Annotated in this window: 24 protein-coding genes and 1 pseudogene; 6 read left to right on the top strand and 19 right to left on the bottom strand. The window is 71.5% G+C overall.

Features of this window, described 5'->3' with window-relative positions; translation table 11 throughout:
- Window positions 1–83 precede the first annotated feature (83 nt).
- Window positions 84–1223 carry a GDSL-type esterase/lipase family protein gene (locus tag ACP4E5_RS04275; RefSeq protein ID WP_425841071.1) on the top strand — a complete coding sequence of 380 codons (1140 nt, stop codon included), beginning with the start codon at window positions 84–86 and terminating at the stop codon, window positions 1221–1223.
- Between the two features lie 7 nt (window positions 1224–1230).
- Here ACP4E5_RS04275 and ACP4E5_RS04270 read toward each other — a convergent pair whose 3' ends face one another.
- A complete protein-coding gene (locus ACP4E5_RS04270; protein ID WP_425825355.1) occupies window positions 1231–2070 on the bottom strand; it encodes a helix-turn-helix transcriptional regulator in 840 nt (279 codons plus the stop codon).
- Between the two features lie 243 nt (window positions 2071–2313).
- Here ACP4E5_RS04270 and ACP4E5_RS04265 point away from each other — a divergent pair, with 243 nt between their 5' ends.
- The 3 genes and pseudogenes from ACP4E5_RS04265 (at window position 2314) to ACP4E5_RS04255 (ending at window position 4688) form a co-directional block, all read left to right on the top strand.
- The gene (locus tag ACP4E5_RS04265) at window positions 2314–3258 is read left to right on the top strand and encodes an SDR family oxidoreductase (protein WP_425825354.1); all 945 of its coding nucleotides are present in this window, start codon (window positions 2314–2316) and stop codon (window positions 3256–3258) included.
- 50 nt (window positions 3259–3308) lie between these two features.
- Window positions 3309–3732, top strand: a pseudogene (locus tag ACP4E5_RS04260) (cysteine hydrolase family protein); the annotation flags it as partial.
- A 59-nt stretch (window positions 3733–3791) separates the two neighbouring features.
- The gene (locus ACP4E5_RS04255) at window positions 3792–4688 is read left to right on the top strand and encodes an NAD-dependent protein deacetylase (protein WP_425825353.1); all 897 of its coding nucleotides are present in this window, start codon (window positions 3792–3794) and stop codon (window positions 4686–4688) included.
- Between the two features lie 29 nt (window positions 4689–4717).
- Here ACP4E5_RS04255 and ACP4E5_RS04250 read toward each other — a convergent pair whose 3' ends face one another.
- From ACP4E5_RS04250 to ACP4E5_RS04175, 16 genes are all read right to left on the bottom strand, one after another.
- Window positions 4718–6130, bottom strand: coding sequence for an ABC transporter substrate-binding protein (locus ACP4E5_RS04250; protein WP_425825352.1), 1413 nt, complete (start codon window positions 6128–6130; stop codon window positions 4718–4720).
- A 53-nt stretch (window positions 6131–6183) separates the two neighbouring features.
- Entirely contained in the window at window positions 6184–7644 is a 1461-nt protein-coding gene (locus ACP4E5_RS04245; protein WP_425825351.1) for a class I adenylate-forming enzyme family protein, read from the bottom strand.
- Window positions 7645–7696: 52 nt separating this feature from the next.
- On the bottom strand, window positions 7697–8830 hold the full coding sequence (locus tag ACP4E5_RS04240; protein ID WP_425825350.1) for a phosphotransferase family protein: 1134 nt from the start codon (window positions 8828–8830) through the stop codon (window positions 7697–7699).
- Window positions 8827–9915: a phosphotransferase family protein gene (locus ACP4E5_RS04235; RefSeq protein ID WP_425825349.1), complete on the bottom strand. Its 1089-nt coding sequence runs from the start codon at window positions 9913–9915 to the stop codon at window positions 8827–8829. The genes ACP4E5_RS04240 and ACP4E5_RS04235 overlap by 4 nt, the downstream gene beginning before the upstream one ends.
- A complete protein-coding gene (locus tag ACP4E5_RS04230) occupies window positions 9912–10592 on the bottom strand; it encodes a TetR/AcrR family transcriptional regulator (RefSeq protein WP_425825348.1) in 681 nt (226 codons plus the stop codon). Before ACP4E5_RS04230 ends, ACP4E5_RS04235 begins: the two co-directional genes overlap by 4 nt.
- A 16-nt stretch (window positions 10593–10608) precedes the next feature.
- Window positions 10609–11055, bottom strand: a complete 447-nt coding sequence (locus ACP4E5_RS04225; protein WP_425825347.1) for a nitroreductase family deazaflavin-dependent oxidoreductase — start codon at window positions 11053–11055, stop codon at window positions 10609–10611.
- Window positions 11048–12322, bottom strand: coding sequence for a cytochrome P450 (locus ACP4E5_RS04220; RefSeq protein ID WP_425825346.1), 1275 nt, complete (start codon window positions 12320–12322; stop codon window positions 11048–11050). Before ACP4E5_RS04220 ends, ACP4E5_RS04225 begins: the two co-directional genes overlap by 8 nt.
- A gap of 4 nt (window positions 12323–12326) precedes the next feature.
- A complete protein-coding gene (locus ACP4E5_RS04215) occupies window positions 12327–13109 on the bottom strand; it encodes an SDR family NAD(P)-dependent oxidoreductase (RefSeq protein ID WP_425841069.1) in 783 nt (260 codons plus the stop codon).
- A gap of 5 nt (window positions 13110–13114) precedes the next feature.
- Window positions 13115–13324, bottom strand: a complete 210-nt coding sequence (locus ACP4E5_RS04210; RefSeq protein ID WP_425825345.1) for a ferredoxin — start codon at window positions 13322–13324, stop codon at window positions 13115–13117.
- Between the two features lies 1 nt (window position 13325).
- A complete protein-coding gene (locus tag ACP4E5_RS04205) occupies window positions 13326–14567 on the bottom strand; it encodes an amidohydrolase family protein (RefSeq protein ID WP_425825344.1) in 1242 nt (413 codons plus the stop codon).
- Between the two features lie 26 nt (window positions 14568–14593).
- The gene (locus ACP4E5_RS04200) at window positions 14594–16063 is read right to left on the bottom strand and encodes an aldehyde dehydrogenase family protein (protein ID WP_425825343.1); all 1470 of its coding nucleotides are present in this window, start codon (window positions 16061–16063) and stop codon (window positions 14594–14596) included.
- 64 nt (window positions 16064–16127) lie between these two features.
- Complete coding sequence (locus tag ACP4E5_RS04195; protein WP_425825342.1) at window positions 16128–17330, bottom strand: thiolase family protein; 1203 nt, start codon at window positions 17328–17330, stop codon at window positions 16128–16130.
- Window positions 17327–17755, bottom strand: coding sequence for a Zn-ribbon domain-containing OB-fold protein (locus ACP4E5_RS04190; protein WP_425825341.1), 429 nt, complete (start codon window positions 17753–17755; stop codon window positions 17327–17329). The genes ACP4E5_RS04195 and ACP4E5_RS04190 overlap by 4 nt, the downstream gene beginning before the upstream one ends.
- The gene (locus tag ACP4E5_RS04185; RefSeq protein ID WP_425825340.1) at window positions 17752–18963 is read right to left on the bottom strand and encodes a CaiB/BaiF CoA transferase family protein; all 1212 of its coding nucleotides are present in this window, start codon (window positions 18961–18963) and stop codon (window positions 17752–17754) included. Before ACP4E5_RS04185 ends, ACP4E5_RS04190 begins: the two co-directional genes overlap by 4 nt.
- Before the next feature lie 172 nt (window positions 18964–19135).
- Window positions 19136–20038: an alpha/beta hydrolase gene (locus ACP4E5_RS04180; RefSeq protein ID WP_425825339.1), complete on the bottom strand. Its 903-nt coding sequence runs from the start codon at window positions 20036–20038 to the stop codon at window positions 19136–19138.
- Entirely contained in the window at window positions 20035–20547 is a 513-nt protein-coding gene (locus tag ACP4E5_RS04175; protein WP_425825338.1) for an SDR family NAD(P)-dependent oxidoreductase, read from the bottom strand. Before ACP4E5_RS04175 ends, ACP4E5_RS04180 begins: the two co-directional genes overlap by 4 nt.
- Window positions 20548–20645: 98 nt before the next feature.
- Between ACP4E5_RS04175 and ACP4E5_RS04170 the strand changes: the two genes are divergently transcribed.
- Window positions 20646–21509 (top strand): IclR family transcriptional regulator, encoded by an 864-nt coding sequence (locus ACP4E5_RS04170; RefSeq protein WP_425825337.1) that lies wholly within the window; start codon window positions 20646–20648, stop codon window positions 21507–21509.
- A gap of 17 nt (window positions 21510–21526) precedes the next feature.
- Here the strand turns inward: ACP4E5_RS04170 and ACP4E5_RS04165 are convergent, their stop codons facing one another.
- Window positions 21527–22681 (bottom strand): LLM class flavin-dependent oxidoreductase, encoded by a 1155-nt coding sequence (locus ACP4E5_RS04165; protein WP_425825336.1) that lies wholly within the window; start codon window positions 22679–22681, stop codon window positions 21527–21529.
- A 149-nt stretch (window positions 22682–22830) separates the two neighbouring features.
- Window positions 22831–23514, bottom strand: a complete 684-nt coding sequence (locus tag ACP4E5_RS04160) for a GntR family transcriptional regulator (RefSeq protein WP_425825335.1) — start codon at window positions 23512–23514, stop codon at window positions 22831–22833.
- Between the two features lie 160 nt (window positions 23515–23674).
- Between ACP4E5_RS04160 and ACP4E5_RS04155 the strand changes: the two genes are divergently transcribed.
- Window positions 23675–24979 (top strand): MFS transporter, encoded by a 1305-nt coding sequence (locus tag ACP4E5_RS04155; protein ID WP_425825334.1) that lies wholly within the window; start codon window positions 23675–23677, stop codon window positions 24977–24979.
- Window positions 24980–24987 lie beyond the last annotated feature (8 nt).

Genomic DNA, 24987 nt, shown 5'->3' with positions numbered 1-24987 from the left:
GGTGAAGGGTGACCGGTTGTCGGCGGTGGTGGATGATCAGTAGGTTCGGGGCGGCGAACTCGGGGGGGAGCGTGGTTGTGGCGATGCGGGCGGTTCCGGTGGTGGGCGGGCCGGTGGAGATCCGGGGTGCGCTGGACCTGGAGACGACGCGGGCGGGGGTGATGCCGCGTCGGCTGCCCGCCTGGACCACGGAGCAGTACCAGGACCCATCGGTCTACGGAGTGACCGTGATGCCTTCGGGGGTGCGGCTGGTGTTCCGCACCGAAGCCCGTGACCTTGAGGTCGACGTGCTCACCTCCACCGGGCAGCTCGACACCGACCCCGAGCCCCGCCCGACCGGAATGCTGGAGCTGATCGTGGACGGCGCCCTCGCCGGGAGGCGGCAGGCTCCCGTGGGCAACGTGATGCGGATGGCGGGCCCCGGCGCCGTGCAGCGACTGATCCCGGGCGAGCCGGGGACCGTACGGTTCACCGGTCTGGCGGCCGGCATGAAGAACGTCGAGCTGTGGCTGCCCCAGCAGACCCCCACGGAACTGGTCGCACTGCGCGCCGACGGTGAGGTGCTCGCGCCGCTGCCCGACGGACGTCGCCGGTGGGTGCACCACGGCAGTTCCATCAGCCACTGCATCGAGGCCGACGGCCCGACCGGCACCTGGCCGGTGGTGGCGGCCGCGCTCGGAGGAGTGGAGGTCAGCAACCTCAGCCTGGCGGGCAACGCGGTGCTCGACCCGTACGTCGCCCGGACGATCCGCGACATGCCCGCGGACCTGATCAGCCTCAAGGTCGGCATCAACATCGTGAGCCGGTGCGTCTTCCGGTCGCGGACGTTCGGCCCGGCGGTCCACGGGTTCCTGGACACGATCCGGGACGGGCACCCGGACACCCCGCTCCTGCTGATGTCCCCGGTGAGCTGTCCCGCTCTCGAGGAGACCCCCGGCCCGACCACGACGGGACCCGACGGGAAGCTCACGGCCCTGGGGGACCCGGCAGATGTGGCCGCCGGGGCACTGTCACTGACCGTGGTCCGCGCCGAGTTGGCCCGGATCGTCGCGGCCCGCCAGGCGCACGATCCCCACCTCCACCATCTCGACGGCCGCGAACTGCTCGGCCCGGACGAGGTGTCCGACCTGGCCGACGGTCTCCACCCCACGGCCGCCGCGTACCGGCGGATGGGCAAGCGGTTCGCGGCCCGGGTCTTCGCGAGCGACGGACCCTTCGGCTGACGGCGTCTCAACGCAGCGTCTGCGCCCCTATGACGGACAGCAGTTGCAGCTTCTCGTGGCTCTCGCTGCCGGGGACGGCCGTGTAGACGAGGAGCAGATGCGACTCGGCCGGGTCGAGGAGGGTCTGGCACGTCAGTTCCAGCGCGCCGACCTCGGGGTGGACGAAGTGCTTCACCGCGTGGGGGCGGATGCCGACCTCATGGTCGTCCCACACCCGGCGGAACTCCTCGCTCCGCGCGAGCAGCAGGTCGACGTAGTGGGCCGCGCGGGAACCCGGGCCACGGAGCGTCGCCGCGCCGCGCAGGCCCGAGACGAACATGCGGGTGAGGAAGGCGTGCTCCTCGGGGGCGTAGAGCTCGCGCGTGGCGGGGTCGGTGAACCAGCGGTAGCCGATGCTTCGGGCCGGGCCGGTGTGCACGGTCTGGTCGCCGGTGAGCGCGATGCCGAGCGGGGTCTGGCGCAGTGTCTCGCCGAGCTCGGTGACGATCTCCGCGGGGGTGTCGTGGAGGCGGTCGAGGATGCGGAGCAGGCCGGGGCCGATGTGCGCGTTGTCCGCGCCGCGCGGGGGAGGGGTGTGTCCGGCGAGCCGGAACAGGTGGTCGCGCTCGTCGAGGGAGAGGTGGAGCCCCTGCGCGATGGAGGCGATCATCTGCTCGGACGGGTGGGGGCCCCGTTCACGCTCCAGCCGTGCGTAGTAGTCGGTCGACATGTGGCACAGTGCCGCCACTTCTTCGCGCCGCAGACCGGCGGCCCTGCGGCGGCGCCCGCGCGGGAGGCCGACGTCCTCGGGCTGCAGCGACTCCCGGCGGCGCCGGAGGAACTCCGCGAGACCGGTCCGATCGATCACCCATGCCTCCTTCACCGTGCGTGCCTCACCGACGTCCGCTACAGAGATCCCCTACCGAGATCCCCTACAGAGATCCGCTACAGACGCCTTCTCCGGACGTCCCTCCAGGGCTACCTCCAGGCGTCCCCTGCTGATGTCCTGTGCCGGGCTTCCTTTCTACCGTCCGCGCGCCGCCATAACCACGGATTGTCGATCCCCCCTTCACGGGTTGCCACCGTCACGGCGTCGGCCGAAGCTCTGGGCATGTCACGCAAACCCATCGACATCACCGTCCCCGACCTCGCCGGCAAGCGCGCCGTCGTCACCGGAGCCAGCGACGGTATCGGGCTCGGCCTCGCCACGAGGCTCGCCGCCGCCGGGGCCGAGGTGATCCTGCCCGTACGCAATCCGCGCAAGGGCGAGGCGGCACTCACCACGATCCGCGAGAAGGCCCCTCAAGCGGACGTGTCACTGCGCGCACTCGACCTGTCCTCGCTCGACTCCGTCGCTGCCCTCGGCGAGACCCTGCGGGACGAGGACCGGCCGATCCACCTGCTGATCAACAACGCCGGCGTCATGACCCCGCCCGACCGGCAGACGACCACCGACGGGTTCGAGCTGCAGTTCGGCACCAACCACCTCGGCCACTTCGCCCTGGTCTCCCATCTGCTGCCGCTGCTGAGCGCCGGACACGCGCGGGTGACCTCGCAGGTCAGCGTCGCGGCCAACCAGGGCGCCATCAACTGGGACGACCTGAACTGGGAACGTTCCTACGACGGCATGAAGGCGTACAGCCAGTCGAAGATCGCGTTCGGCCTCTTCGGCCTCGAACTCGACCGGCGCAGCCAGGCCCTCGGCTGGGGCATCACCAGCAATCTCTCCCACCCCGGCGTCGCCCCGACGAACCTGCTCGCCGCGCGCCCCGAGGTCGGCCGCGCGAAGGACACCATGGGCGTGCGCCTGATCCGGGCGCTGTCCGCCCGCGGCATCGTCGTCGGAACCGTGCACACCGCGCAGCTTCCCGCCCTCTACGCAGCCACCTCACCGGACGCCGAGCGGGGCCGGTTCTACGGGCCGCGCGGGATCGGGCACTTGGGCGGCGCGCCCGCGGAGCAGAAGCTCTACTCGCGCCTTCGCGGCACCGAGGAGGCGCAGCGCGTCTGGCGGATTTCGGAAGAACTCACGAAGGTCCCTTTCCCCGACAACTGACATGCTGGGAGGGGGACTTGCTCAGGTTTCTCGGCGCAAGCGGGGGCAGAAGGGCGGCGATCGACGGCGCAGGCGCCGCGGGCATGCCCGTGATCCACGTGGTCATCGGGTTGCGGCCGGGCGCTCCGCACGTCAGCCCGCGCAACAAGCCGCTCACGAACGCCGTGCGGGCCGGCCTGTTCACCGAGGGCGCGCCCGGCACCGCGCCCCACCCCGACGTGGCGCCCCGGCCCGGCGATGTCGTGGTCACCAAGCGGCGCGGCAGCGCGTTCTCGGGCAGCGACTTCGACCTGGTGCTCAGGGCGCGCGAGATCGACCACCTGGTCCTCACCGGCATCGCCACCAGCGGTGTGGTGCTCTCCACCCTGTGTCACGCGGTCGACCGACGTACACCGGGTCCTCGTCGAGAAACTCTTTCCGCAATGGGCAGACGTCGTCACCGTCGAAGACTGGCTGAAGGCCATCGCGCGGTAGCGGAGGCGAGCCACCGGACCGGTCGGCATCCGGTCGAACGGGTACGTAAGCTGGCACGCATGCGTATCCGCCCCACCCTGACCTGGGAACCGTCCGGCGATCTGCCGCCCGCCACGACCGACCTGGCGCCCGTCCTCGAGGCCGTGCGGGCCGGCGGGGTCGTCGTGCTGAGCGGGGCCGGGCTCTCCACCGAGTCGGGCATCCCGGACTACCGCGGGGAGCACGGATCGCTGCGGCAGCACACCCCGATGACGTACCAGGAGTTCACCGGCAGCGAGCAGGCCCGGCAGCGGTACTGGGCGCGCAGCCAGCTCGGGTGGCGGGCCATGATCCGGGCCCGGCCGAACACCGGACACCTCGCCGTGGCCGAGCTGGCGGCGGCGGGCCTCGTCACCGGCGTGATCACCCAGAACGTCGACGGTCTGCAGCAGGCCGCGGGCGCCCCGGACGTCATCGAGCTGCACGGCAGCCTGAGCCGCGTGCGCTGCCTGCGCTGCGGCGCCTTCACCACCCGCGAGGAACTCGACCGGCGACTGCGCGAGGCCAATCCGCACTTCGAGGCCGACGCCGAACGCCACCGGTCCGCACGCGTCAACCCGGACGGCGACGTGGACCTCCCCGACGAGGCCGTGCGCGGCTTCCAGGTGGTGCCGTGCGCGGCCTGCGGCGTCGGGGTGCTCAAGCCGGACGTCGTCTTCTTCGGCGAGAACGTCCCGCCCGAGCGGGTCGCCGCCTGCCGGGAACTCGTCGCCGGAGCCACCTCGCTGCTCGTCCTGGGCTCGTCGCTGACCGTCATGTCCGGGCTGCGCTTCGTGCGCCAGGCCGCAGACGCCGGGAAGCCGGTCCTGATCGTCAACAACCAGCCCACCCGCGGCGACCGCTGGGGCGTGCGGGTGGAGCTGCCGTTGGGAGAGGCGTTGCGGGAAGTCGTGGCGGGAGTGCATCCGCCTACTTGATCCGTCCACGATCCGTCTACTTGGTCCGTCTACTTGAGGTCCTTCAGGTCCTTGAGGCTCTTGCCGACGTCGTTCAGCGTCATCGGCCTCCCGTACTTCCCCTTGAGCTTGTACGACGAGATGCCGCAGCGATAGGCGCCCTTGTTCGGGGCGAAGTCGGCCGGCTCCCAGCCGTCGGCGGTCGCCTTCTCGATGTTCATGCACTTCACCGGGGCGTCCTGGACGGCGAGGTTCACGGGGGCCTGGAGGCCGCCGCCGGTCCACGCGGTCTCCTTGCGGGCCGCGTCGTGGAGGCACGCGCGGGTCAGGTCGTCGCCGCAGCTCGTCGCCGACTTCGCGAACAGGAGCCAGGCCGAGATCGCCTTGATCGCGGGCAGGGTCACCGGCTTCCCGGGCGCGTACTTCTCGAACAGGTCCAGGGCCTGCTTGGTCGCCGGGTTCGACGAGGCCTTCTCCATGGGGTAAATGCCGCTGACGTCGGCGAGATTGTTCTGCGCCGCGAGCACCTGGGGGCCCGCCAGCTTCGTGAACGCCGGGCCGTAGGCGTTGCTGTTGGCGTCTATCCAGTCCAACTTGTAGTTCATGGCGGTGAGTTCCTGCTCCAGCTTCGCGAGCGACGTGAAGTCGCCCATGAAGACGAGGCCCTTGACCTTCTTCTCCTTGATGGCCTGGGCGTACGGCGTCCAATTGGTGACGCCGCTCGCCGGATAGAGGTCCGTGTACGACGGCTTCGCGCCGCGGGACTTGAAGAACTCCACGCGCTGCTCCAGGGAGACGCGGGTGACGGGCGAGTCGCCGGAGATGATGCCCACGCCGTCCGCGGAGTCCGGGTACGCCTTCTTGATCAGCCAGTCGTAGAAGCCCGCGTAGCGGAAGTAGGACGGCCCGCCGGCCTGCATCGACAGCTGGAGTTCCGCGCCCTCGTTCTGCCGCTGCACCGTCTGCGCGGGGAAGTCCGGCAGCAGGCACTTGAGGCGGTCCTTCACACCGAGCCCGTCGAGCCCCGCGCTCCCGCCGACCAGCGAGAAGTCGGCGCGGCACGCCTCGTCGACGCGTTGGCGGACCTCCAGCATCTTGGTGTCACGGACCGTCGGCACGAGCTTGCGGCCGTTGATGCCTCCGGCCGCGTCGCACCAGGACGTGAACGCCTTCGCGGCGTCGGCGAACTCGGTGTTCTTGGTGAAGCCGACGTCCGACATGACACCTACGTGGATCTCCTTCGCGGTGACCCCCTGAGCCGGGGAGCCGCTCGGGTTGCCCGAGCCGCACACGTTCTTCAGGTCTCCGAAGTCGCCGGACGCGGGCGCGGCGGACGCCTGGGCCGCGGCCTTCTCGTCGGATTCGGAGTCACCGCGGCCGGAACTGTCGCCACGGGTGGAACAACCGGCCGCGAACAGCGCGACGGCCACCGTCAGTGCGGTGATGGTCCGTTGGGGCCTCACTGGCTGTCCTGCCTTTCAGGGAAGGGAAGTTGACCGAGCGGTGCGCCTCGTGATCAGCCGCCGCGCGCCGCGACCAGCGCACCGCGGTTCACCTTGGTCGCCGCGCTGCGCGGCATGACCTCCACGAACTCGGTCGTCTTGGGCAGCTTGTACGCGGCCAGCCGCCCGCGCGCGTACGCGACGACCTCGTCGTGGGAGGGCGGAGCGGCCGGGTCGGCGGGCTCGATCAGCGCGTGCACCCGGCGGCCCCACTCGGGGTCGCGCAGGCCGATGACCACGACGTCGGCGATGGCCGGGTGGTCGATCAGGGCGGCCTCGACCTCGGCGGGGAAGATGTTCGCGCCGCCGCTGATGATGATGTCGACGCGGCGGTCGAGGAGGTACAGGTAGCCGTCGGCGTCCACGTACCCGACGTCCCCGGCCGTCTGGAAGCCGTCCGGTGTCGTCTTCAGGCTCGGGGCGTCGCCCAGGTACTCGTAACCGTGGTAGCTGGGGGAGCGCAGGTAGATGTCGCCGGTCTCGCCGACGGGCACCTCCTCGCCGTCGGGGCCGAGGATGCGCAGTTCGGTGGCGCGCAGCGGACGGCCGACGCTGCCCTGGTGTGCCGTCCACTCGTCGGCGCGCAGCGCGGTGATGCCGAGGCCCTCGGTCATGCCGTACGCCATGACGATGCGCTCGGCACCGATCAGGTCGGCCCAGCGGCGCACGAGCGCCGCGGGCATGGGCGCGGCGCCCTGGAGGATCCACTCCAGGCCGGACAGATCGCGGCCGTCGACACCGGGCAGGTCCGCGATGCGTTGCAGCATGGTGGGTGTGGCCGTGAAGGTCGTCACCCGGTGGCGCTCGATCGCCTCGACGACACGCCCCGCCTCGAACTTCTCCATGACCACGAGCCGGTCCCCGTCGAACAGGCCGAACAGCGTGGTGAATCCGTTCGCGTGGTACATCGGCGCGAGTACGAGGATCGTCTGGGGCCGTGGCACCGGGGTCCAGGACTGCATCAGCGGTGTGCTGAACGCCGGGGCGTGGACGGCGGGCCGCGCCGTGAGGATGACCTTCGGTGTGCCGGTGGAACCACTGCTGCAAATGCCGTGCGCGTACGGGGAGATGATGTCGTGCGGCAGGTCGGCGACGGGCGCCGTCGCCGTCGCCGCGATCCATGACTGGTCGTCCGCGCCCAGGTGCACCGGCGCCCTGACGACCTCGCGCAGCCGCTCCAGCTCCCACGCGGGCAGATCCCAGCGCACGGGGACCGGCACCGCCCCCAGCTTCCACGCGGCGAACACGCCGAGGATCAACTCCGGTGAGTTGCGCAGGGCCAGGGACAGGCGGTCGCCCACGCCGAGGCCACGCGCGGCGAGCGCCCCCGCAAGCTGGTCCGAGCGGCGGTCCAACTCCCGCCAGGTGTACGCGGATTCGCCGCCGTCCGCGGCGACGTGGCGCAGGACCTCGGCGCCCGTGCAGGACGCGGCCTGCTTTCTGATCAGTTGGGCGATGCCCGTTCCGCTTTCCATTGCCGTACTCCTCCACACAGGCCGAGGGGACGTTCGGGGACGGGGTGCGGCGTCAGACGCCGAGCAGGCCGAAGCTGTCGTGCCACGCGACCGCCTGGGCGAGTCGCGCCGCGTGCCGTTCGGTGATCGGCCGGTCGACGGCCCGCGTGATGCCCCACAGGAAGAAGCCGTAGGGCAGATGCGCCCGGTACGCCCACCACGCGTCGTCCCGTCCGGGTGGTGTGCCGCCGTGCGCGGCGAGCCGGTCGAGGTAGTGGTCGAGCAACTCCCGCTCGCTGCGGGCGCGTTCGTCGGGGTCGAGGACGGCGGCGAGGTGGTAGCCGACGTCGAGCGCCCACACGCCGTACTGCACCACCTGCCAGTCGATCAGCCCGGGCGACCCGTCGGCCGTCGCGTAGACGTTGCCGGTGTGTACGTCGCCGTGGACGAGGCAGCGCGGGTGTGCGGGCGACAGCTCGGCGAGCGCGTTCACCGCGTCGAGCAGCCGGTCGGCGCGGCGCACACCGGCCGGGACGCCGGGGGCCCGGCCGTCGTCGAGCTGGGCCTGTAGGCGGTCGGCGCTCATGTAGCCGGTGAGGCGGGCGAGCCGGGGCGGGAAGGAGGCGGCGAGGTCGGTCCGGTCCTTCCTGTCGTCCGTGGCCGCGGCGAGGGTGTTCACGCCGTCCCACGACCCGCCGCCCCGTGTCCCGCCGTCCCGAGCCTCGCCGTCCCACGTCGCGGCATGCAGCGCCGCCAACTGGTCGAGCGTGCCCGCCGCCTGGTCCCGGCCGAAGCCCATCAGCGGGTCACCGAACCGGGCGCCCGTCGCCACCAGGTCATGCATCAGGAGCAGCGGATGCCCGCTCTCCTCGTCCACCGCCGCGTGCACGCACGGCGGCGTACGCACCGGCAGCGATCCGGCGAGCAGCCGGTAGAAGTCGACCTCGGCCCGCGACGTGCCGCGCTGCCGGGTGGCCGGGTTGAAGTAGGCCTTCACACACAGGGCCGGCGGGGCATCCTCGGGCGCCGCCCCGTTCTCGTACGCGACGTCGAAGCGCACCTTGGTGGCCACCGTCTCGATCCGCTCGGTCACCTCCGTCGCGGTGACCGTGACGCCGGGGGTCCGTTGTCGTAGGACTGAGGTCAGCCAGGCGGGCGAGAGGGCCACCGTCTCGTCGTGCGGCGCGGGGCCGCCGGGGAAGGTCATGACAGCTCCACGGATCCGGTCGACCGGCCCGCCGACGGGCCAGAGCGGCCCAGCAGACGGCGCGAACGCTCGATGAACGGGTTGGGTCGCCCCGCGGCGGGCAGCTTCATGGACCGCCGCGTATGCAGCGCGAGCAGGCCCGCCTTCAGGCCGGCGAACACCTCGTGCCAGTGCAGATGCTCCACCGGACGGCCCGTCAACTCCCGCCACAGGTCGAGGGTTTCCTGTCGGGTGCCGAGTCCTTCGAGGCGCGGGACACCCTGTTCCGTGCTGTGGATGTCGTCGAACAGCAGCCACCAGCCGAGGTCGGCCATCGGGCCCGCGAGCGAGGCCTGCTCCCAGTCCATGACCCCGACGATCCCGAAGTCGTCACCGAACATCATGTTCCCGATCCGGGCATCTCCCCACGACAGGCCGGGAGTTGAGGTCGGCGGCCGGTTGGCTTCCACCCAGTCGAAGAGTTCGTGCACGGGGTCGGGGACGGTGTCCTCCAGCGCCCAGTGCGCGAACCGCCGCCAGTACGTGAGCTGTTGCTCGTCGCCGGGCGCGCCCTGGCCCGGGTCGTGGAGGAAGGCGAAGTCCTCGGTGGGCGCGCCGTGGACGGCGGCGAGCTGCCGCACGGCGCCCTCCCACAGGGTGCGCCGCTCGGCGGGCGTTGCCTCGGTCAGCCAGCCCGTCTCGTTGTAGACCGGCATGCTGACCGGCACGCGGCCGCTCATCCGGCGCATGACGTAGAACGGCTGCCCGAGGAGCGCGGGATCGTCCTCGTACCAGAGTGCCTCGGGGACCCGAACCGTGCCGAGGCGGCGCAGCGCGAGCAGCATGTCGTACTGGAGCCTGAAGCGGGGCTCGAAGAACATCTGGTGCTCGGGAGCGGGCGCCACCCGCAGGACGAGTGCGTACGAGCGGTCCGAGGTGTGCGCGTCGAAGAGGATCGTCTCGTTGGAGACGCCGGCGCCCAGCGGATATCTCAGGTTGTCCATGCGCACGACCCCGCCGCCGAGCCGCCGCGTCAGCCACGGACACAACGCGCGCGCCGCGGCGTCGAGATCGCGGCCCTTGGCGAAGACAGGGGCTTCGCTCATCCCGGTGTCACCTCCTCGGACTCGGTGGGAGCGCCGAACGCGGCGAGGCAGAAGCCCCACAGCCGCCGGGCGACGTCCTCGACCGGCTCGTGCGCCGTCGCGAACGCGTAGTGGTGGTAGACGGAGGTGACCAGCTTCATGGCGAACCACGCGTCGTGTGCCGGATCCCTGGGCCGCAGCAGGCCCAGCTCGGCCGCCTCCCGCAGCTCCCGCTCGACGAGATCGCCGAAGGGCTGCGCGATCCGGGCCATCTCGTCGGGGAACAGCTGGTGCAGCCGCCAGTGCTCCGCGGTGATGAACCGCGGCCCCGTCCGGTCACCGTCGCCGCGCAGCCCGTCGAGGGTCCTGCCGATGTAGAAACGCAGCCGGGCCACCGGGTCGGGCAGTGCGCGCGCCGACGCCTGCATGCGCAGCGCCTCGGCGGCGATGATCTCCTCGACGAGGGCCAGCAGAATGTGGTCCTTGCTCGGGAAGTGCCGGTAGATCGTCTGGAGCGCGACGCCGGACTCGCGGGTCAACTCCTGGGTCGTGAACGCGCTTCCCTTCTCCCGGACGAGCCGGTGCGCGGCCCGCGTGATGGCCTGCGCCTGCTGGACGCTGCGCGCCCGCGACCGCTGCACCGAGGGCGAGCGGTCGGCCGCGTGGTCCGCCCAGGCGGCGGTGTTCGGATTCGACATGTGACGGGTCCTCGTCCTACGTGTCCGTGGTGGGTGTCAGCACGACGACAGGGATGAGGCGGTCGGTGCGCGCCTGGTAGGTGTCGTAGTTGGGCCAGTAACCGGTGACGGTCCGCCACAGCCGCGCGTGCTCGGCGCCGGAGTCGACTGCGCGGGCGACGACCGGGATGTGGTCGCCCTTGACCTGGATCTCCGCCTCGGGGTGCGCCAGCAGGTTCAGGTACCAGGCGGGATGCTGAGGTGCCCCGCCGGTCGAGGCGACGACCAGGTAGTCCTCGCCGTCCCGGCCGAAGATCAGCGCCTTGGTGCGGGGCTCGCCCGTCCTGCATCCTGTGGTCGTGAGCAGCAACGTGGGGACACCGTTCCACTCGTAGCCGACCTCGCCGTCGGTCTCCCGGTAGCGGGCCACGTGCTCGGCGCCGACGAGCGCCAAGTCGGGCTTCTGGTACGCCGGTTCACTCACGTTCGTCCCTTTCCCCCGGCCGGTCGAAGACGACGGGGATCTCCGTCGCCCCCCGCTCGTAGAGCCCGATGAAGCGCGGCGGCGCGGCGTCCGGGTCGAGCCGCAGCCCCGGCAGCCGGTCGAGCAGCGCCCCGATCCCGACGCGCATCTCGGCGCGCGCCACATGCATGCCGAGGCAGACGTGCGCCCCGCCGCCGAACGCGAACGACGGTCGCGGCTTGCGCGTGATGTCGAACTCGTCCGGGCGGTCCCAGCGCGCCGGATCACGGTTGGCGGCGCCGATGCACAGATGCAGGACGGAGCCCCGTGGCAGGTGTACGCCGTGGAGGTCGGTGTCGCGCGTGACGTACCGGGAGAACATCGGGTCGGTCGGTGTCCAGCGCAGCGCCTCCTCGATGGCGGGCCGCAGCAGGTCGCGGTCCTCGCGCACGGCGGCCAGCACGTCGGGGCGCTGGAGCAGAGCGGTCAGCGTGTTGCCCATCTGTTTCCAGGTGGTGCCCGAGCCGGCCGTGAGCAGAAGGATCGCGAAGGAGTAGATCTCGGCGTCGGACAGGCGGTGCGCGACACCGTCCTCGTCGGTCATCTCCGCCTCGACGAGGACACTGATCAGGTCGTCCCGCGTGCTCGCGCGGCGGGCCGCGACGACCGGCGCGAGGATCTCGACGATGGCCTGCGGATCGCGCAGCGCGGCCCGGATGTCGAGCGCCCGCTCCACGGAGACCCCGAAGCTGCCTGTGATGGTGAGCACCGGGATCGCGGCGCAGAAGTCCACGTTGAGCTCGGCGCGGCCGTCGTCGGCGAACGAGTCGATCAGCAGGTGGACCGTCTGCTCGATCCAGTTGCGGATCCACCACTGCGCCTTGCCCGGCACGAACGACGGCTGCACCAGCGCGCGGTAGCGACGGTGCTGCGTGCCACCCATCGACAACATGCTGTTCTGCGCGGCGAGTTCACCGGTACGGGGGTCGATCGGGGTCGGCGACGCTGCGAACACGTCCGCGTTGCGGTACGCCTCGTCGCAGGCCGCGTAGCTGAACGCGGAGAAGTGCGGGCGGTCCGGATGGGGCAGGCCCTGGAAGTGTGCGGGCCCGTCGTAGCCGGTGAGCTCGTGCACGGTTCCAGGGTGGACGGGGGCCTCGGCGCGCAGCCGGTGCCAGGCCGGGTACGGGTCGCCGTGATAGCCGCCGCCGACCTGCGCCAGATAGGCGCCGCGCAGGTCGAACAGCTCACGGACCCGGTCGCGATCCAGGGAGACGGGCGTGGTCATGGCCTCACCTCGCCACGTATCCGCCGTCGACCGGCAGGACGACACCCGTGAGGTTCGCCGCCCGGTCGGACACCAGGAACACGGCGGCCTCGGCGCAGTCCTCGGCGGTGATGGCCCGCCCCAGCGGATGGCTCGCCGCGACCCGCCGCACCGTCTGCTCCAGCGCGTCCGCGTCCGAGGTGTCGAGTCCGCCCGCCGGCATGAAGTTGGTCAGTGGCATCCCCGCCGGGCCGATGGCGTTGGCACGGATCCCGAACGGCGCGCCCTCGATCGCCACCGCCCGCGTCAGTTGGTGCACGGCCCCCTTGGTGGCCCCGTAGACGGAGCCGCCCCAGGCCACGAGCCCCGCCACGGAGCCGGTGTTGAGGACGACACCGCCGTCGCCCTGCCGCTTGAACTGGAGGACGGCGTGCTTGCAGCCGTGGAACACACCGGCGAAGTTGACGCCGACCAGACGCTGGAAGTCCTCCGCGGTGTGGTCCTCAAGTCGCGCGCCCAGGCGGGGAGTCGGAATGCCCGCATTGTTGAAGACGATGTCGAGCCGGCCGAACCGCTCGACGGCCGCCGCGACGGCGGCCACCACGTCCTGTTCGCGGGACACGTCGCACGCGACGGCCGTGCCGGCGCCCCCGGCCTTCTCGATCCGCCGCACGGTCTCCTTCGCGGCGTCGGCGCGGATGTCGGCGCAGACGACGCGGGCGCCCTCCTGCGCGAACCGCAGCGCGGAGGCCGCGCCGACGCCGGATCCGGCGCCCGTGACGAGCGCGGTCCTGTCGTCGAGCAGCATGTACGTCACCGCCCTTCCTGATCGCTGTGCGCAAGCCGCAACGCCTGCGTGGGACACCCCTCGACCGCCGTCCGCACCGCGTCGAGCGGCTCGGGCGGCCCCACGACGACGGCCTTCGCCTCGTCGTCGTGGGTGAAGGTGTCGGGGGCGTAGACGACACAGATGCCGGTGCCGAGACACCGGTCCCGGTCGACGACCACCCGCGGGCCGGACACCTCAGGCCTTCGCCGCGGCGGGAACGGGCGGCTGCGCCGGGGTGAAGCGGTAGAGGCGCTCGGCGTTGCCGCGCAGGATCTTGTACTGCCGCTCCGGGGTCAGGTGGGCGACGCGGCTCTTTACGAGGTCGATGCAGTTCGGCCACGTCGAGTCGGAGTGCGGATAGTCCGTCTCGCACATGATGTTGTCCTCGCCGATCTCCTCGATACTGGCGATGCCGTGCACGTCGTCGATGAAGCAGCCGTGGACGTGCTCGCGGAACGTGGCCCGGATGTCGAGGGTGTCGAGGTCGACGGCGTCGCTGCCCGCGTGGTCGTTGAACCTGACACCCCGCTTGACCCAGTGCCGCTGGGTGTCGAGGACCTGCTCGGCGCGCTCCAGGAAGTACGGCATCCAGCCGATCTCGCCCTCCGACAGCGCGATCTTCAGGTTCGGGTAGCGCTGGAACATGCCGCTGAACAGCCAGGACAGCATGGCGCCCGAGGTGCGGGTGGCGCCCCAGGCGAGGTTGGCGAGGAACGGGGCGTCCGGCGCGATCTGCGGCACCGTGGACGACGAGCCGACGTGCATGGACACGACCATCCCCAGGTCGTTGGCCGCGGCCATCACCGGGTCCCAGTAGCGGCCCTTGTCGTGGATGGTGGGAAGGCCGAGCGGGGCCGGGTTCTCCGAGAAGGCGAACGTGGTGGCTCCCTTCGCGGCGCAGCGCTCCAGCTCCTTCGCGGCGAGCGCCGGGTCCCACAGCGGGATGAGGACGAGCGGGATGTAGCGGCCGGGAGCGGCGGCACACCACTCCTCGATCATCCAGTCGTTATAGGCCTTGAGGCAGACGAGCCCGAAGTCGCGGTCACTGGCCTCCATGAACAGCTGCCCGCAGAAGCGGGTGACCGTGGGGAAGCACAGCGAGGCGAGGATCCCGGCCTGGTTCATGTCCTCGATACGGGCCTTCGGGTCGTAGCAGCCGGGCCGCATCTCGCTGTACGGGAGCGGCTCGGGGCTGAACTCCTCCTTCGACTTGCCGACCACCGCGCTCAGGCCCGAGCTGGGGAACCGCTTGCCGTCGTAGACCCAGCAGTCCAGGCCGTCGTCGTCCGTCACCATGTGCGGTGCCCGGTCGCGGTCGGCCTTCGGGACGCGGTCCACCCACAGGTGGGGCGGTTCGAGGATGTGGTCGTCGACGGAGATCAGCCAGTCGAGCGAGCGGTCTGCCGTGACTTCGGGTGCGGTGAGGTCTGTGGACACGGTTGCTCCTTCAACTCGGGTCGTGCTCAGTGGAGTTCACCGATCGCCAGGTGCTTGACTTCCTGGAACGCGCGGATGCCCTCGGCCCCGCGCTCGCGGCCGAGGCCGCTCTGCTTGTAGCCGCCGCCGGGGGCGTAGGCGCTGAAGACGGCGGTGTTGACGTTGACCGCTCCGGTGCGCAGCCGGCGGGCCACGGCCGTCGCGGCGGCGGTGTCGGCGCCGTAGACCTGCCCGGACAGTCCGTAGGGGCTGTCGTTGGCGATCCGTACGGCGTCGTCGAGGTCCCGGTAGCCGAGGACGGCGAGGACGGGGCCGAAGATCTCCTCCCGGGCTGCGGGGTTGTCGTTGCCGGGCAGGTCCAGGACGGTCGGCTCGAAGTAGTGGCCGGGCGGGAGTCCTTCGGGGCGTCGACCGCCGCTGACCACGGTGCCGCCGTGCTCGGTGGCGAGCGCCACGAACCGCTCGCAGCGCTCCAGTTGGGCCGCACTGATCACGGGCCCCAGCGTGGTCTTGGGGTCCCTCGGGTCTCCGACGACGAGCCGCGCGTACGCCGCGCTCACCGCCTCCAGGACCTCGGCCTTCCTCTCCTGCGGCACCAGCATGCGGGTCGCCGCGACACACGCCTGGCCCGCGGTGGCCGCCACGACGGCGACCGCCCCGGCCGCCGCCCGGCCCACCGCGTCGTCGAGGTAGATCTGCGCCGACTTGCCGCCGAGTTCGAGGGCGACGCGCTTCACGGTCGGCGCGGCCTGCGCGAGGATGCGGCGGCCCACCGCCGTGGACCCGGTGAACGACACCATGTCGACGGCCCGGTACCCGGTCAGCAGCTCGGCCCCCGCCGCGCCGCCCTCCACCACCACGCTCAGCACCCCCGGCGGCAGCCCGGCCGCGTCCGCCGCAGCGCCGAACACCAACGACGACAGCGGGGTCAGCGGACTCGGCCGCAGGATCACGGAGTTGCCCGCCATCAGCGCCGGGACGATCTTTTGCAGCGCCATCACGATCGCCCCGTTGTACGGAGTGATCGCCACGACGACGCCCACCGGCTCGTGCCGCTCCACGCTGAGCGCCACCCGGCCGCGTACCAGCTCGTCGACCGGCACGGGCGTCGCCGCCTCGTGCGGCATCGTCAGATACAGGTCGATCGCGCCACGTGCCACCGCCAACCCGCCCTGCAACTGGGCGCGTTCGGCGAAGGTGGCCGGCTGTCCCGCCTCGGCGACCATCGTGGCGACCAGTGCGTCCCGCGAGGCCTCGACGTGATCGAGGAACGCGTACAGGACGCGGGCGCGCTCGGCAGCCGGCACGTCCTCCCACACGCCGCGCTCGAAGCTCTCGCGTGCCTCGACTGCCGCGCGCTCGATCTCCGGCAGCGGTGTCACCGACACATCGGTCACGTGCGAGGCGTCGGCCGGGTTCTCGACGGCGAGCCGTTCCTCGCCGTCGACCCACTTCCCGGCGACGTACGAGCGCCGCTGCTCGATGATGTCGTGCACGGTTCCGCCTCTCTCGCGCCGTGAACCGGCGCGGCGAACAAGGGGTTGTCGGGCCGCCCGTGGGCTACCAGGGCAGGGCGCTGTAGATCACGGCGCCCCCGTAGTGCGGTGAGGAGTGGCAGGCGAGTCCGAACGTGGCCTGTGCCCGCTGCCGTTCACCGGCCCGCCGGGCCAACTGCAAGTAACACTCCAGCATTTGGGGCACACCGTGCATGCGGCCGTTGCCGAGCGCGCCGCCGCCACTGAGCACGGGCAGGCCGTCCGGTGTGTCGCTGTCGATGCCCCCGTCCAGGACGAAGCGGTGTGCCTCTCCGGGCGGGCAGTAGCCGAGGGCCTCCAGCCAGAAGTACACGAACGGCGAGAACCCGTCGTACAGCTGCGGCACATCGATGTCTGCGGCCTTCACCCCGGCGTGCTCCCACAACCGGCGCGCCGTGCCCGCGCCCCCGGTCATGATGTCGTCGAGCGGCCAGTGCAGTGGCAGCCTGCGCGGTCCCGGAGCGCTGCCCGCGTACCCGGCGACGTACACCGGCCGGTGCGGCAGGTCGCGGGCCCGCTCCGCGGACGTCAGCACGAAGGCGGCGGCGCCGTCGACCGGGATGTCGCAGTCGTAGCGGCAGATCGGGTCGTTGACCATCGGCGCGGCGAGGTACTCCTCGGCGGCCAGCGGCTTCCCGTGCCAGTACGACCACGGGATCCGCGCCCCGTTCTTCCGCGCCTCCACGAGCACCGCCGACATGGCCTCGCGGCCCGCCCCGTACCGCTGGAGGTACTCGTTGTACGCGAGCCCGATCATCGGCAGCGGCCCGAAGAATCCCTGCGGCGCCGTCCACTGCTGCGCCCCGCCGAACTCCCGCGCCGTGGTGTCGTGGTAGCGGGCGCGCGGATTGTGCAGGGCGCGGTGGACGAGGACGTGGTCGGCGGCGCCGCTCGCGACCGCGTTGACCGCCATCGCCACCGACCCGGGAATCTGCCCGATGCCCTGGAACCCGGCGACGTAGGAGGGCCGGGCGCCGAGGTGCTCGGCGAGCCATGCGGGGGTGACCGTGCTGACACCGTCCTCGGCGGCATGGCCCCCGGAGGTCGGGAACAGCGCCGACCCGACGAACCCGTCGATGTCCTGCGTGGTGAGTCCCGCGTCGGCGATCGCGGCGCGGGCCGTCTCGACGGCGAGCACACCCAGCGGCCGCTCGGCATGCCGGCGCACGGCACTGTGCCCGTACCCGACGATCGCGACCTGGCCCCCGGCGGCGAACCTCCCGCTCATGACGCCACCTCACCGTGCGCGAACGCGGGTACGGAGACACCGGGCTCGACATCCTCGAAGGTGACGCGCACCCGATCGCCCATGCGGGGAGGGGAGTTGGGCCCGTCGAGGAGCCGCCCGATCATCCGCAGTCCGGCCTGCTCGTCGAGCTCCACATCCACCAGGACGAACGGCACCTCGTCCGCGAGGCCGGGCAGCGCCGACTGCCGCACCACGGTCCAGGACCGCACGGTGCCCCGGCCGCTCACCGCCTCGTACGAGAAGCCGGGCTCGGTCGCATGGCAGTGCGGGCAGGTCGGACCGGGCGGCAGGGCGAAGGCCGCACACCGGCCGCAGCGCGCGAGGGCGAGGGTGTGTCGCGCGGCGGCCTCCCAGTACGGGGCGGACTCCGCGTCCGGCACGGGCACGGGACGTGACACGCTCATGTGATCGCCCCCGCGTCCTTCAACTCGGCGATCTGGGCCCAGCCGTAGCCGAGTTCGAGGAGCACGGACTCGGTGTGCTCGCCGTGCTCGGGCGCCCGCCGCAGCTGTGGCGGCCGCTCGTCGAACTGCACGGGAACGGTCGGCATCGCGTACGACCCGCCGTCCTCCAGCTCCACCTCGCCGAGGTAGTCGTTGGCCAGCACCTGCGGATCGGTCAGCAGCTCCTCGACGGCCTGAACCGGCGCCCAGGGCGCGTCGATCCGCGCGAGGAGGTCCTTCCACTCCTCGAACGTCCGCCGCGCGAACTCGGCCTCCAGCTCGGCGACACACGCCTCCCGGTTCTCACCGCGCGCCCGCAGATCGACGAAGCGCGCGTCCTCGGCGAGCTCGCGGCGGCCGATGAGCGCACAGAACTCCCGCCAATAGCGGTCCCCTTGGAGGAACACCAGCTGGATGTGGCGACCGTCCTTCGTGCGGTACGAGCCGACGAGCGGATTCACCGAACCGCCGCGCCCCGAGACACCACGGGGTTCCCCGCCCGCGAGCGCCGACAACACGTCGGACGACAGTGTCCACATCGCGGTGGCCAGCAGCGACACGTCGACCACTGAGCCCTCACCGGTGCGTTCGCGCTTCAGCAGCGCCCCGGCCACCCCGAACGCGAGGGCCATGGCGCCGTTGCGGTCGCCCATCGCCCCGCGCTGACTGATCGGGTACTCCCGCTCCGGCGGCGTCAGCACATGGGCCATCCCGCCCTGCGCCCAGAACGCGGACGAGTCGTACCCGGCCCGGTCGGCGTGCGGCCCGCGGACGCCGTAGCCGTGGCCCCGCGCGTACACGAGCCGGGGGAAGCGGCGTGCCAGTTCCTCGGCGCCGAGGCCGAGGCGGTCGAGGGCGCCGGGCCGCAGATTGGTGAGGAACACGTCGGCCGTGGCGAGGAGTTGGTCGAGCAGCGCGCGGCCCTCCTCGCGGCGCAGGTCGAGGGCGACGGAGCGCTTGCCGCGGTTGGCGAGCGCCACCGACATGTTCACGCCGCCGCCGTCGGTCCCGATCCGCTGGGTCGCGAGCGCCCGGTACGGGTCGCCCTCGGGCCGCTCGACGCGGATGACGTCCGCGCCCCAGTCGGCCAGCAGGGCGCCGGCCACCGGCACGAACACCCACTGGGCGAGCTCGACCACCCGTACGCCGTCGAACGCTTCGCTCCCCATCGAGCACCTCCCGCTCGCCGCGGTCCGAGTCGACCCGGCGTTGCCACGGTAGAGGCACACTGTTGAATTTGGGAAGTGGCGTTCTCGTATAAATAGAAGCGCGCTCTTAGGTGGAGTGGGTCGGTCTCGTCCTCCTCAGATCTTCGACTCCTCAGTCGACGGCTCCTCAGGTCTACGACTTCGCCAGCAGAGGGCGGACGAACCGTGCGACGACGTCGAGTGTCTGCGCCGACGCCGGCAGATCCAGGAAGACGCTCGGCCACGCGTGCGGCACCCCGGGCAGGTACGAGGCGGTCGTCGCCACCCCGGCCCGGGCGAGCGCCGAGGCGAACTCCACGGAGTCGTCGAGCAGCACCTCGTCCGTGCTCGCGCACAGCAACGTGGGCGGGAACGCGCGGAGGACGCCGAGGAGCGGGGAGGCCAGCGGATCGTCCGCCGGATGCCCCTGAAGGTACTGGTCGGCGGCCTGCCGGGCCGCCTCGTGGGAGAACAGCTCGTCCGTGGCGGCCCGCGAGCGGTAACTCCGCGCCGTACAGCGCAGATCGAGCCACGCAGACAGCAGCACCAGCCCGCGCGGAACGACCACGCCGGACCGCGCGCACGCCACCACGAGCGCCGCCCCCAGACCGCCGCCCGCCGAGTCACCCACCACCACGGGAGCTTCGCCGGACTCCGCCTGCAGCCGCTCGTACACCTGCGCCGCGTCGTGCGGCGCCGCCGGGAAGGGGTACTCGGGCGCGAGCCGGTAGTCCGCGGCCACCACCCGGGCGCCCGTCGCGGCGGCGAGCCGCGCCGAGAACGCCGTGAACAGGGCCACGGAGCCCAGCCGGTAGCCGCCGCCGTGGAGGTACAGCACGGTGCCGCGCGGCCGGGGCGGAGTGCACACGACGCAGGGCACGTCCCCGTACCGGATGTCACGGATGTCCACACCGGGATGTGTCGGCCGGGGCAGGGAGCTCATCGACGCGCGGCGCTCGGCGAGTTCGGGCGGCGTCGCCGACGTGGACGTCCTGACCGGCGGGAGCTTCCAGGTGTACGAGGAGGGGGCGCCCGGCGGCGTACCGTCGCGCCTCATGAGCGCGGGAAGAGGTCTTTGACGGTGACGCCGCCGTCGACGACGACCGTCTGCCCGGTCACGTAGCCCGAGAGCCCGCAGCTCGGGAACAGGGCCGCCGACGCGATGTCCAGCGGCAGTCCCATCCGCCCCGGCGGGATCAGGTCCGACGTCGCGTTCTGCCGCGCCCCGCCCGGGTTCGCGGCCATGATGCGCGGGGTGAGGATGACGCCGGGCGCGATCGCGTTCACCCGGATCCCGTGGCCGCCCAATTCGTCGCCGAGGGTGCGCACCCACGAGATGAGGCCCGCCTTGGCCGCCCCGTACGCGCCGTGCCGCACCGAGGCCGTCAGGCCGTGCACCGAGGCGATGAACACCATCGTCCCCCGGGTGCCGGAGTCGACGCACCGCGCGAGCGCGTGGCTGGTCTGCCGCCCCATGCCCTGACCCGCGCCGACGACGACGAGGTTGCGCCCGTCGAGCCGGAGAAGGTCGGGATAGCGGGGGACGGCGCTGGGATCGGTGTGCATGGTTCGCCTCCATGAAAGATTCTTCGTCAGGACGAAATCCCGTACAGGTGAGGTACGTTGATGGCTGCTGCCCGCACCGATCTCCGAAGGAGGACGTGATGGCGCGACCGGCGCCCGCCGCCGCGAAGGCGTTGAAGATCATCGACCTTTTGGTGTCGCACCGCGGCGAACAGTTCACGATCTCCGACATCGCCCGGCGCACCGGAAGCAGCCTCGGCTCCGCCCACGCGGTCCTCGCCGTCCTCGAGGAGAGCGGCTATCTGACCCGACACCCGGCCCGGCGGACCTACGGACTCGGGCCCGCCCTGGTGAGCGCGGGCATGGCGGCCCTCGAGCAGCATCCGGCGCTCCGGGCCGCCGCCGAGCGCATCGGGCCGCTCGCCGCCGAACTCGAGGCGGACGTGGTGGTGAGCGCGGGCACGCCCACCGAGATCGTGTCCGTCGCCGTGGGCGGGACGGGTTCGCGGTACGGGCCCGGGTTCCGGGAGGGCGAGCGGGTGCCGCTCGTGCCGCCGCTCGGCCTGGTGTTCATGGCGTGGGCGCCTCCCGCGGAGGTGGAGTCGTGGCTGGCGCGGGCCCCGGAGGCGGTGGATCGCGACCGGGTCGAGCTGGCGCTGACGGCGGTGCGTGAGCGGGGCTACGCGCTCGGCCTGGCCGCGTCGGCCCACCGGGCCCTGAAGGGCGTACGGACCGAGGACCGGCAGGCGGACCGGGACAAGTGGACCTGGACGGCGTCCTTCGACGACGACTACGACCTGCCGGCCGTCGACCCGGAGGGGGAGTACGACCTCGGAATGGCGTCGGCGCCGGTCTTCGACGCCGACGGTCGGGTGATCGTCGCCATCACGGCGTCCGGGTTCTCGCCCGGCCTCAGCGGCAGGGAGACCGTGCGCGTCGCCGAGTGCGTGCGGGCGTGCGCGACCGTGGTGACCAAGCGGACGCGCGGCCGGTTCCCCGGGTAGCGCCGCACCGCCAGCGGTCAGGACCCGCCGAACAGGGCCTCGTAGTCGACGCGGTGGCCGCGCCGCTCCAGCTCCGGAATGACCCGGGTGCCGAGGAGTTCGAGGCTGCGCATGACCTTCTCGTGCGGCAGCGAACCGAACTGCGTGTAGCACAACAGCTGGTCGACACCGGCCTGTTCGTACCTGAGGATCTTCTCCAGGCACTCCTCCGGCGTCCCTACGATGATCATGTCCTGCTCCGTGTACGTCGCGAGGTCGATCTCGCCCCGCATGGTGGGCCGCAGCAGGGGGAACGCCTTCTCCTTCTCCTCGTCCGGCAGATGCGCCAGCTCCCATTCGAGGGTGAACTCGGCGAGGTTCTGGTACCACCACTTCACCGATTCCCACAGCCCATAGCGTGCGGCCTCCTCGGGGTCGTCCGTGCAGTGCACCAGCGTGTAGGCGCCGACCCGGTCGTTGGTGGCGCGGGGCAGCGGTTCGACGCATTCCGCCTGGCCGGCGCGGTACACGGCGATCTGCTCCGCCATCTTCTCCACCGGCTGCATCAGCGCGAACGACAGCAGTCCGAGGCCCAGCTTCCCGGCGTTGTGCGCGGACTGGGAGCTGGCGGCGGCCAGCCAGGCGGGCGGATGCGGGTCCTGGAAGGGGCGCGGGGTGATGAAGCGCTCGGGGAAGTCGATGGTGTCGGACTTCCACTTCAGCTTCTCGTTCGTCCACGCGGCGATGACGAACTCGAAGGCCTCCCGCCACATGTCACGGGAGCGGTCGTCGGCGGGGACGTTGAACGCCAACTGTTCGTTGGGCGTCGAGCGTCCCGAGCCCCACTCGACCCGGCCTCCGCTCAGCACGTCGACGGTGGCGACCTTCTCGGCGACGCGCACCGGATGCTGGAAGCCGGAGGGCAGCAGGACCACGCCGAAGCCGAGCCGGATGTTCTCGGTGGCCTGGGACAGCGCCCCGAGGATGGTCTCGTTGGACGGCGACGCGGACCGCCCCTTGCGGAAGTGGTGCTCGACCACCCACGCGGTCTGGAACCCGAGCCGGTCGGCGAACTTGATCTCTTCGAGAGCCTCGGCGTACGTCTGCTGCTCGGCCCGCTTCTGCCCGAGCGGGAACGGCTCGGCCGAGGGGCCGATCTTCGGCTGGAACTCATAGAGCAGATCGAGCTTCATCGCATCTCTCCTTCGCGAGCACGCCTCCGGCCACTTTCGCAATAGCGAAACAGTCTTCACTGCCGCCATGAGTGTGTGACCGCACGCCTCAACTGTCAACAAGAGATGGCCTGTTGGCTGCTATCCGCGCGCTTCGTTGATCGCTGCGGTCAATACCTGTCCGTCGCCGCGCTCAGGACGTTGCCGCGCGAGTGGTCGAGGTAGCGCTCCAAGAGGCGTTCCGCCTGGTGGGGGTCGCCCTGGGCGAGGGCGTTCAGGAGGGTGCGGTTGCGGTCCAGGTAGGGGGAGTGGAGGGCGCGGAGGTCGTCGAGTGCGTGGAAGGCCAGGCGGAGTTCGGCCAGGACGCTGCGCATGGCCTCGTCGACGCGGGGGCTGCCGGCGAGGGCGACCAGTTCGCGGTGGAAGTGGAAGTTCGCCGCGCCCAGGGCGTTCCAGTCCTCGGCCGCGGCGGCCTTCTCGCCCTCGGTGACGGCCGTCCGCAGTCCCTCGACGGCGTACGGCGGATCGCCCAGGGAGCGGATCGCCGCACACTCCACCAGGAGGCGCATCCGGTAGATGTCGGCGACGTCCTTGGCGGTCGGGCGGCGCACGAACACGCCGCGGCCCAACTCGTGGACGAGCAGCCGCTCGTGCGTCAGCAGACGGAACGCCTCGCGCAGGGTGCTGCGCGAGACGCCTAGGGTCTCGGAGATCCTGTCCTCGGAAAGTTTCGTGCCGGGCATGAGGTGGCCCTCGCCGATGCGCGTGCGCAGCAGATCGGCCACTCGGCCCGCGATGCTCGTGCGCCCCAACAGGGCTTTGTCCTGGGCGAGTTGATCGACTTCCTGGCTCACGCGCCGCCCCTCTCGCCAGCTGTGCGTCGACCGTATGGCAATTCATGGAGTGAAACAACTGCCGATACTGCGGATCCCCTTGTTGGATTGTTCGACGATCCTCTACGGTGCCCATGCGTCAACTCGTGGCGTTCTCAAGGAACTTGAGAGGTGCACGGTTATGAACGTGAATTCGGGCCCGTCGGAGAAGCCCTCCGCGGAGACCACGCGCGACCCCGGGCCGCGGCCGACGGGAGGTGGGTGGTTCCCCTGGTTCCGGGAACTGGGCCACGACGGGCGGCGCGCCTTCGCCGGCGCGTACGGCGGCTACGGCCTCGACTCCTACGACTTCTACGTCCTGCCGCTCGGCCTGGCCGCCATCGGCGCCTACTTCGGCCTCGACAACGGGCACACCGGCCTGCTGGCCACCGTGACCCTGCTGGTCTCCGCGGTGGGCGGCGCCCTCGCCGGGATGTTCGCCGACCGCGTCGGACGGGTGCGCGCCCTGGTCTGGACGGTCAGCGTGTACGCCGTCTTCACCGTCGCCTGCGGCTTCGCCCCCAACTTCGAGACCCTCCTGGTCTTCCGCGCGCTGCAAGGACTCGGCTTCGGCGGCGAATGGGCGGTCGGCGCGGTCCTGGTCGCCGAGTACGCCTCGGCCCGACACCGGGGACGCACCCTCGGCTGGGTCCAGTCGGCCTGGGCCGTCGGCTGGGGGCTCGCCGTCGTCGTGTACAGCGTGGTGTTCCACCTGGTCGACGAGGACCTCGCCTGGCGTGTGCTGTTCTTCACCGGCGCACTGCCCGCGCTGCTCGTGCTCTACGTCCGGCGCAGCGTCAAGGACGCACCCGTGGCCGCCGAGCGCCTCAAGTCCCCAGGAATGTCGCACTCGTTCACGGGGATCTTCCGCGGGCCACTGCTGCGGACGACCCTGCTGGCCGCCCTGATGTCCACCGGCGTCCAGGGCGGCTACTACACGCTGGCGACCTGGATCCCGAAGTACCTCAGCGACGAGCGCGGCCTCGCCGTCACCGGCGTGGGCGGATTCCTCGTCGTGCAGATCGTCGGGGCGTTCGCCGGCTACGTCACCGGGGCGCACCTGGCCGATCTCCTCGGGCGTCGACGCACCATCCAGCTCTTCGCCGTCCTGTCGGCCGTCTGCGTCCTGTGCTACGCGCGCGTCCCCGCCGACTGGAACGGGGTGTCGCTGATCCTCGGCTTCCCGCTCGGATTCTGCATGTCGGCGATCTTCTCCAGCTTCGGCTCGTTCCTCGCCGAGCTCTACCCCACCGAAGTGCGCGGCACCGGCCAGGGATTCACCTACAACACCGGCCGCGCCGTGGGAGCGGCCTTCCCCACCGTCGTCGGCTTCCTCTCCGACAGCTGGGGCGTGGGCGGCGCGCTCGGCTTCGCGGCCATCGGCTATCTGCTCGCCTGCGTGGCACTGCTGGGTCTTCCGGAGACCCGCGGGATCCAGCTGCGCTGACCCGACAA

The organism is Streptomyces fractus (genome assembly GCF_049844455.1).
Lineage (GTDB): Bacteria > Actinomycetota > Actinomycetes > Streptomycetales > Streptomycetaceae > Streptomyces > Streptomyces fractus.
The sequence above is the reverse complement of the archived record's forward strand: the minus strand, read 5'-3'. Positions and strand labels throughout refer to the sequence as shown.

Coding starts and splice junctions, on each gene's coding strand:
- ACP4E5_RS04215 (WP_425841069.1), bottom strand. CDS start 13,109: ATGCTGCTCGACGACAGGACCGCGCTCGTCACGGGCGCCGGATCCGGC.
- ACP4E5_RS04235 (WP_425825349.1), bottom strand. CDS start 9,915: ATGAGCGAAGCCCCTGTCTTCGCCAAGGGCCGCGATCTCGACGCCGCG.
- ACP4E5_RS04245 (WP_425825351.1), bottom strand. CDS start 7,644: ATGGAAAGCGGAACGGGCATCGCCCAACTGATCAGAAAGCAGGCCGCG.
- ACP4E5_RS04180 (WP_425825339.1), bottom strand. CDS start 20,038: ATGAGGCGCGACGGTACGCCGCCGGGCGCCCCCTCCTCGTACACCTGG.
- ACP4E5_RS04165 (WP_425825336.1), bottom strand. CDS start 22,681: ATGAAGCTCGATCTGCTCTATGAGTTCCAGCCGAAGATCGGCCCCTCG.
- ACP4E5_RS04240 (WP_425825350.1), bottom strand. CDS start 8,830: ATGACCTTCCCCGGCGGCCCCGCGCCGCACGACGAGACGGTGGCCCTC.
- ACP4E5_RS04275 (WP_425841071.1), top strand. CDS start 84: ATGCGGGCGGTTCCGGTGGTGGGCGGGCCGGTGGAGATCCGGGGTGCG.
- ACP4E5_RS04255 (WP_425825353.1), top strand. CDS start 3,792: ATGCGTATCCGCCCCACCCTGACCTGGGAACCGTCCGGCGATCTGCCG.
- ACP4E5_RS04190 (WP_425825341.1), bottom strand. CDS start 17,755: ATGAGCGTGTCACGTCCCGTGCCCGTGCCGGACGCGGAGTCCGCCCCG.
- ACP4E5_RS04170 (WP_425825337.1), top strand. CDS start 20,646: ATGGCGCGACCGGCGCCCGCCGCCGCGAAGGCGTTGAAGATCATCGAC.
- ACP4E5_RS04265 (WP_425825354.1), top strand. CDS start 2,314: ATGTCACGCAAACCCATCGACATCACCGTCCCCGACCTCGCCGGCAAG.
- ACP4E5_RS04230 (WP_425825348.1), bottom strand. CDS start 10,592: ATGTCGAATCCGAACACCGCCGCCTGGGCGGACCACGCGGCCGACCGC.
- ACP4E5_RS04155 (WP_425825334.1), top strand. CDS start 23,675: ATGAACGTGAATTCGGGCCCGTCGGAGAAGCCCTCCGCGGAGACCACG.
- ACP4E5_RS04220 (WP_425825346.1), bottom strand. CDS start 12,322: ATGACCACGCCCGTCTCCCTGGATCGCGACCGGGTCCGTGAGCTGTTC.
- ACP4E5_RS04175 (WP_425825338.1), bottom strand. CDS start 20,547: ATGCACACCGATCCCAGCGCCGTCCCCCGCTATCCCGACCTTCTCCGG.
- ACP4E5_RS04195 (WP_425825342.1), bottom strand. CDS start 17,330: ATGAGCGGGAGGTTCGCCGCCGGGGGCCAGGTCGCGATCGTCGGGTAC.
- ACP4E5_RS04185 (WP_425825340.1), bottom strand. CDS start 18,963: ATGGGGAGCGAAGCGTTCGACGGCGTACGGGTGGTCGAGCTCGCCCAG.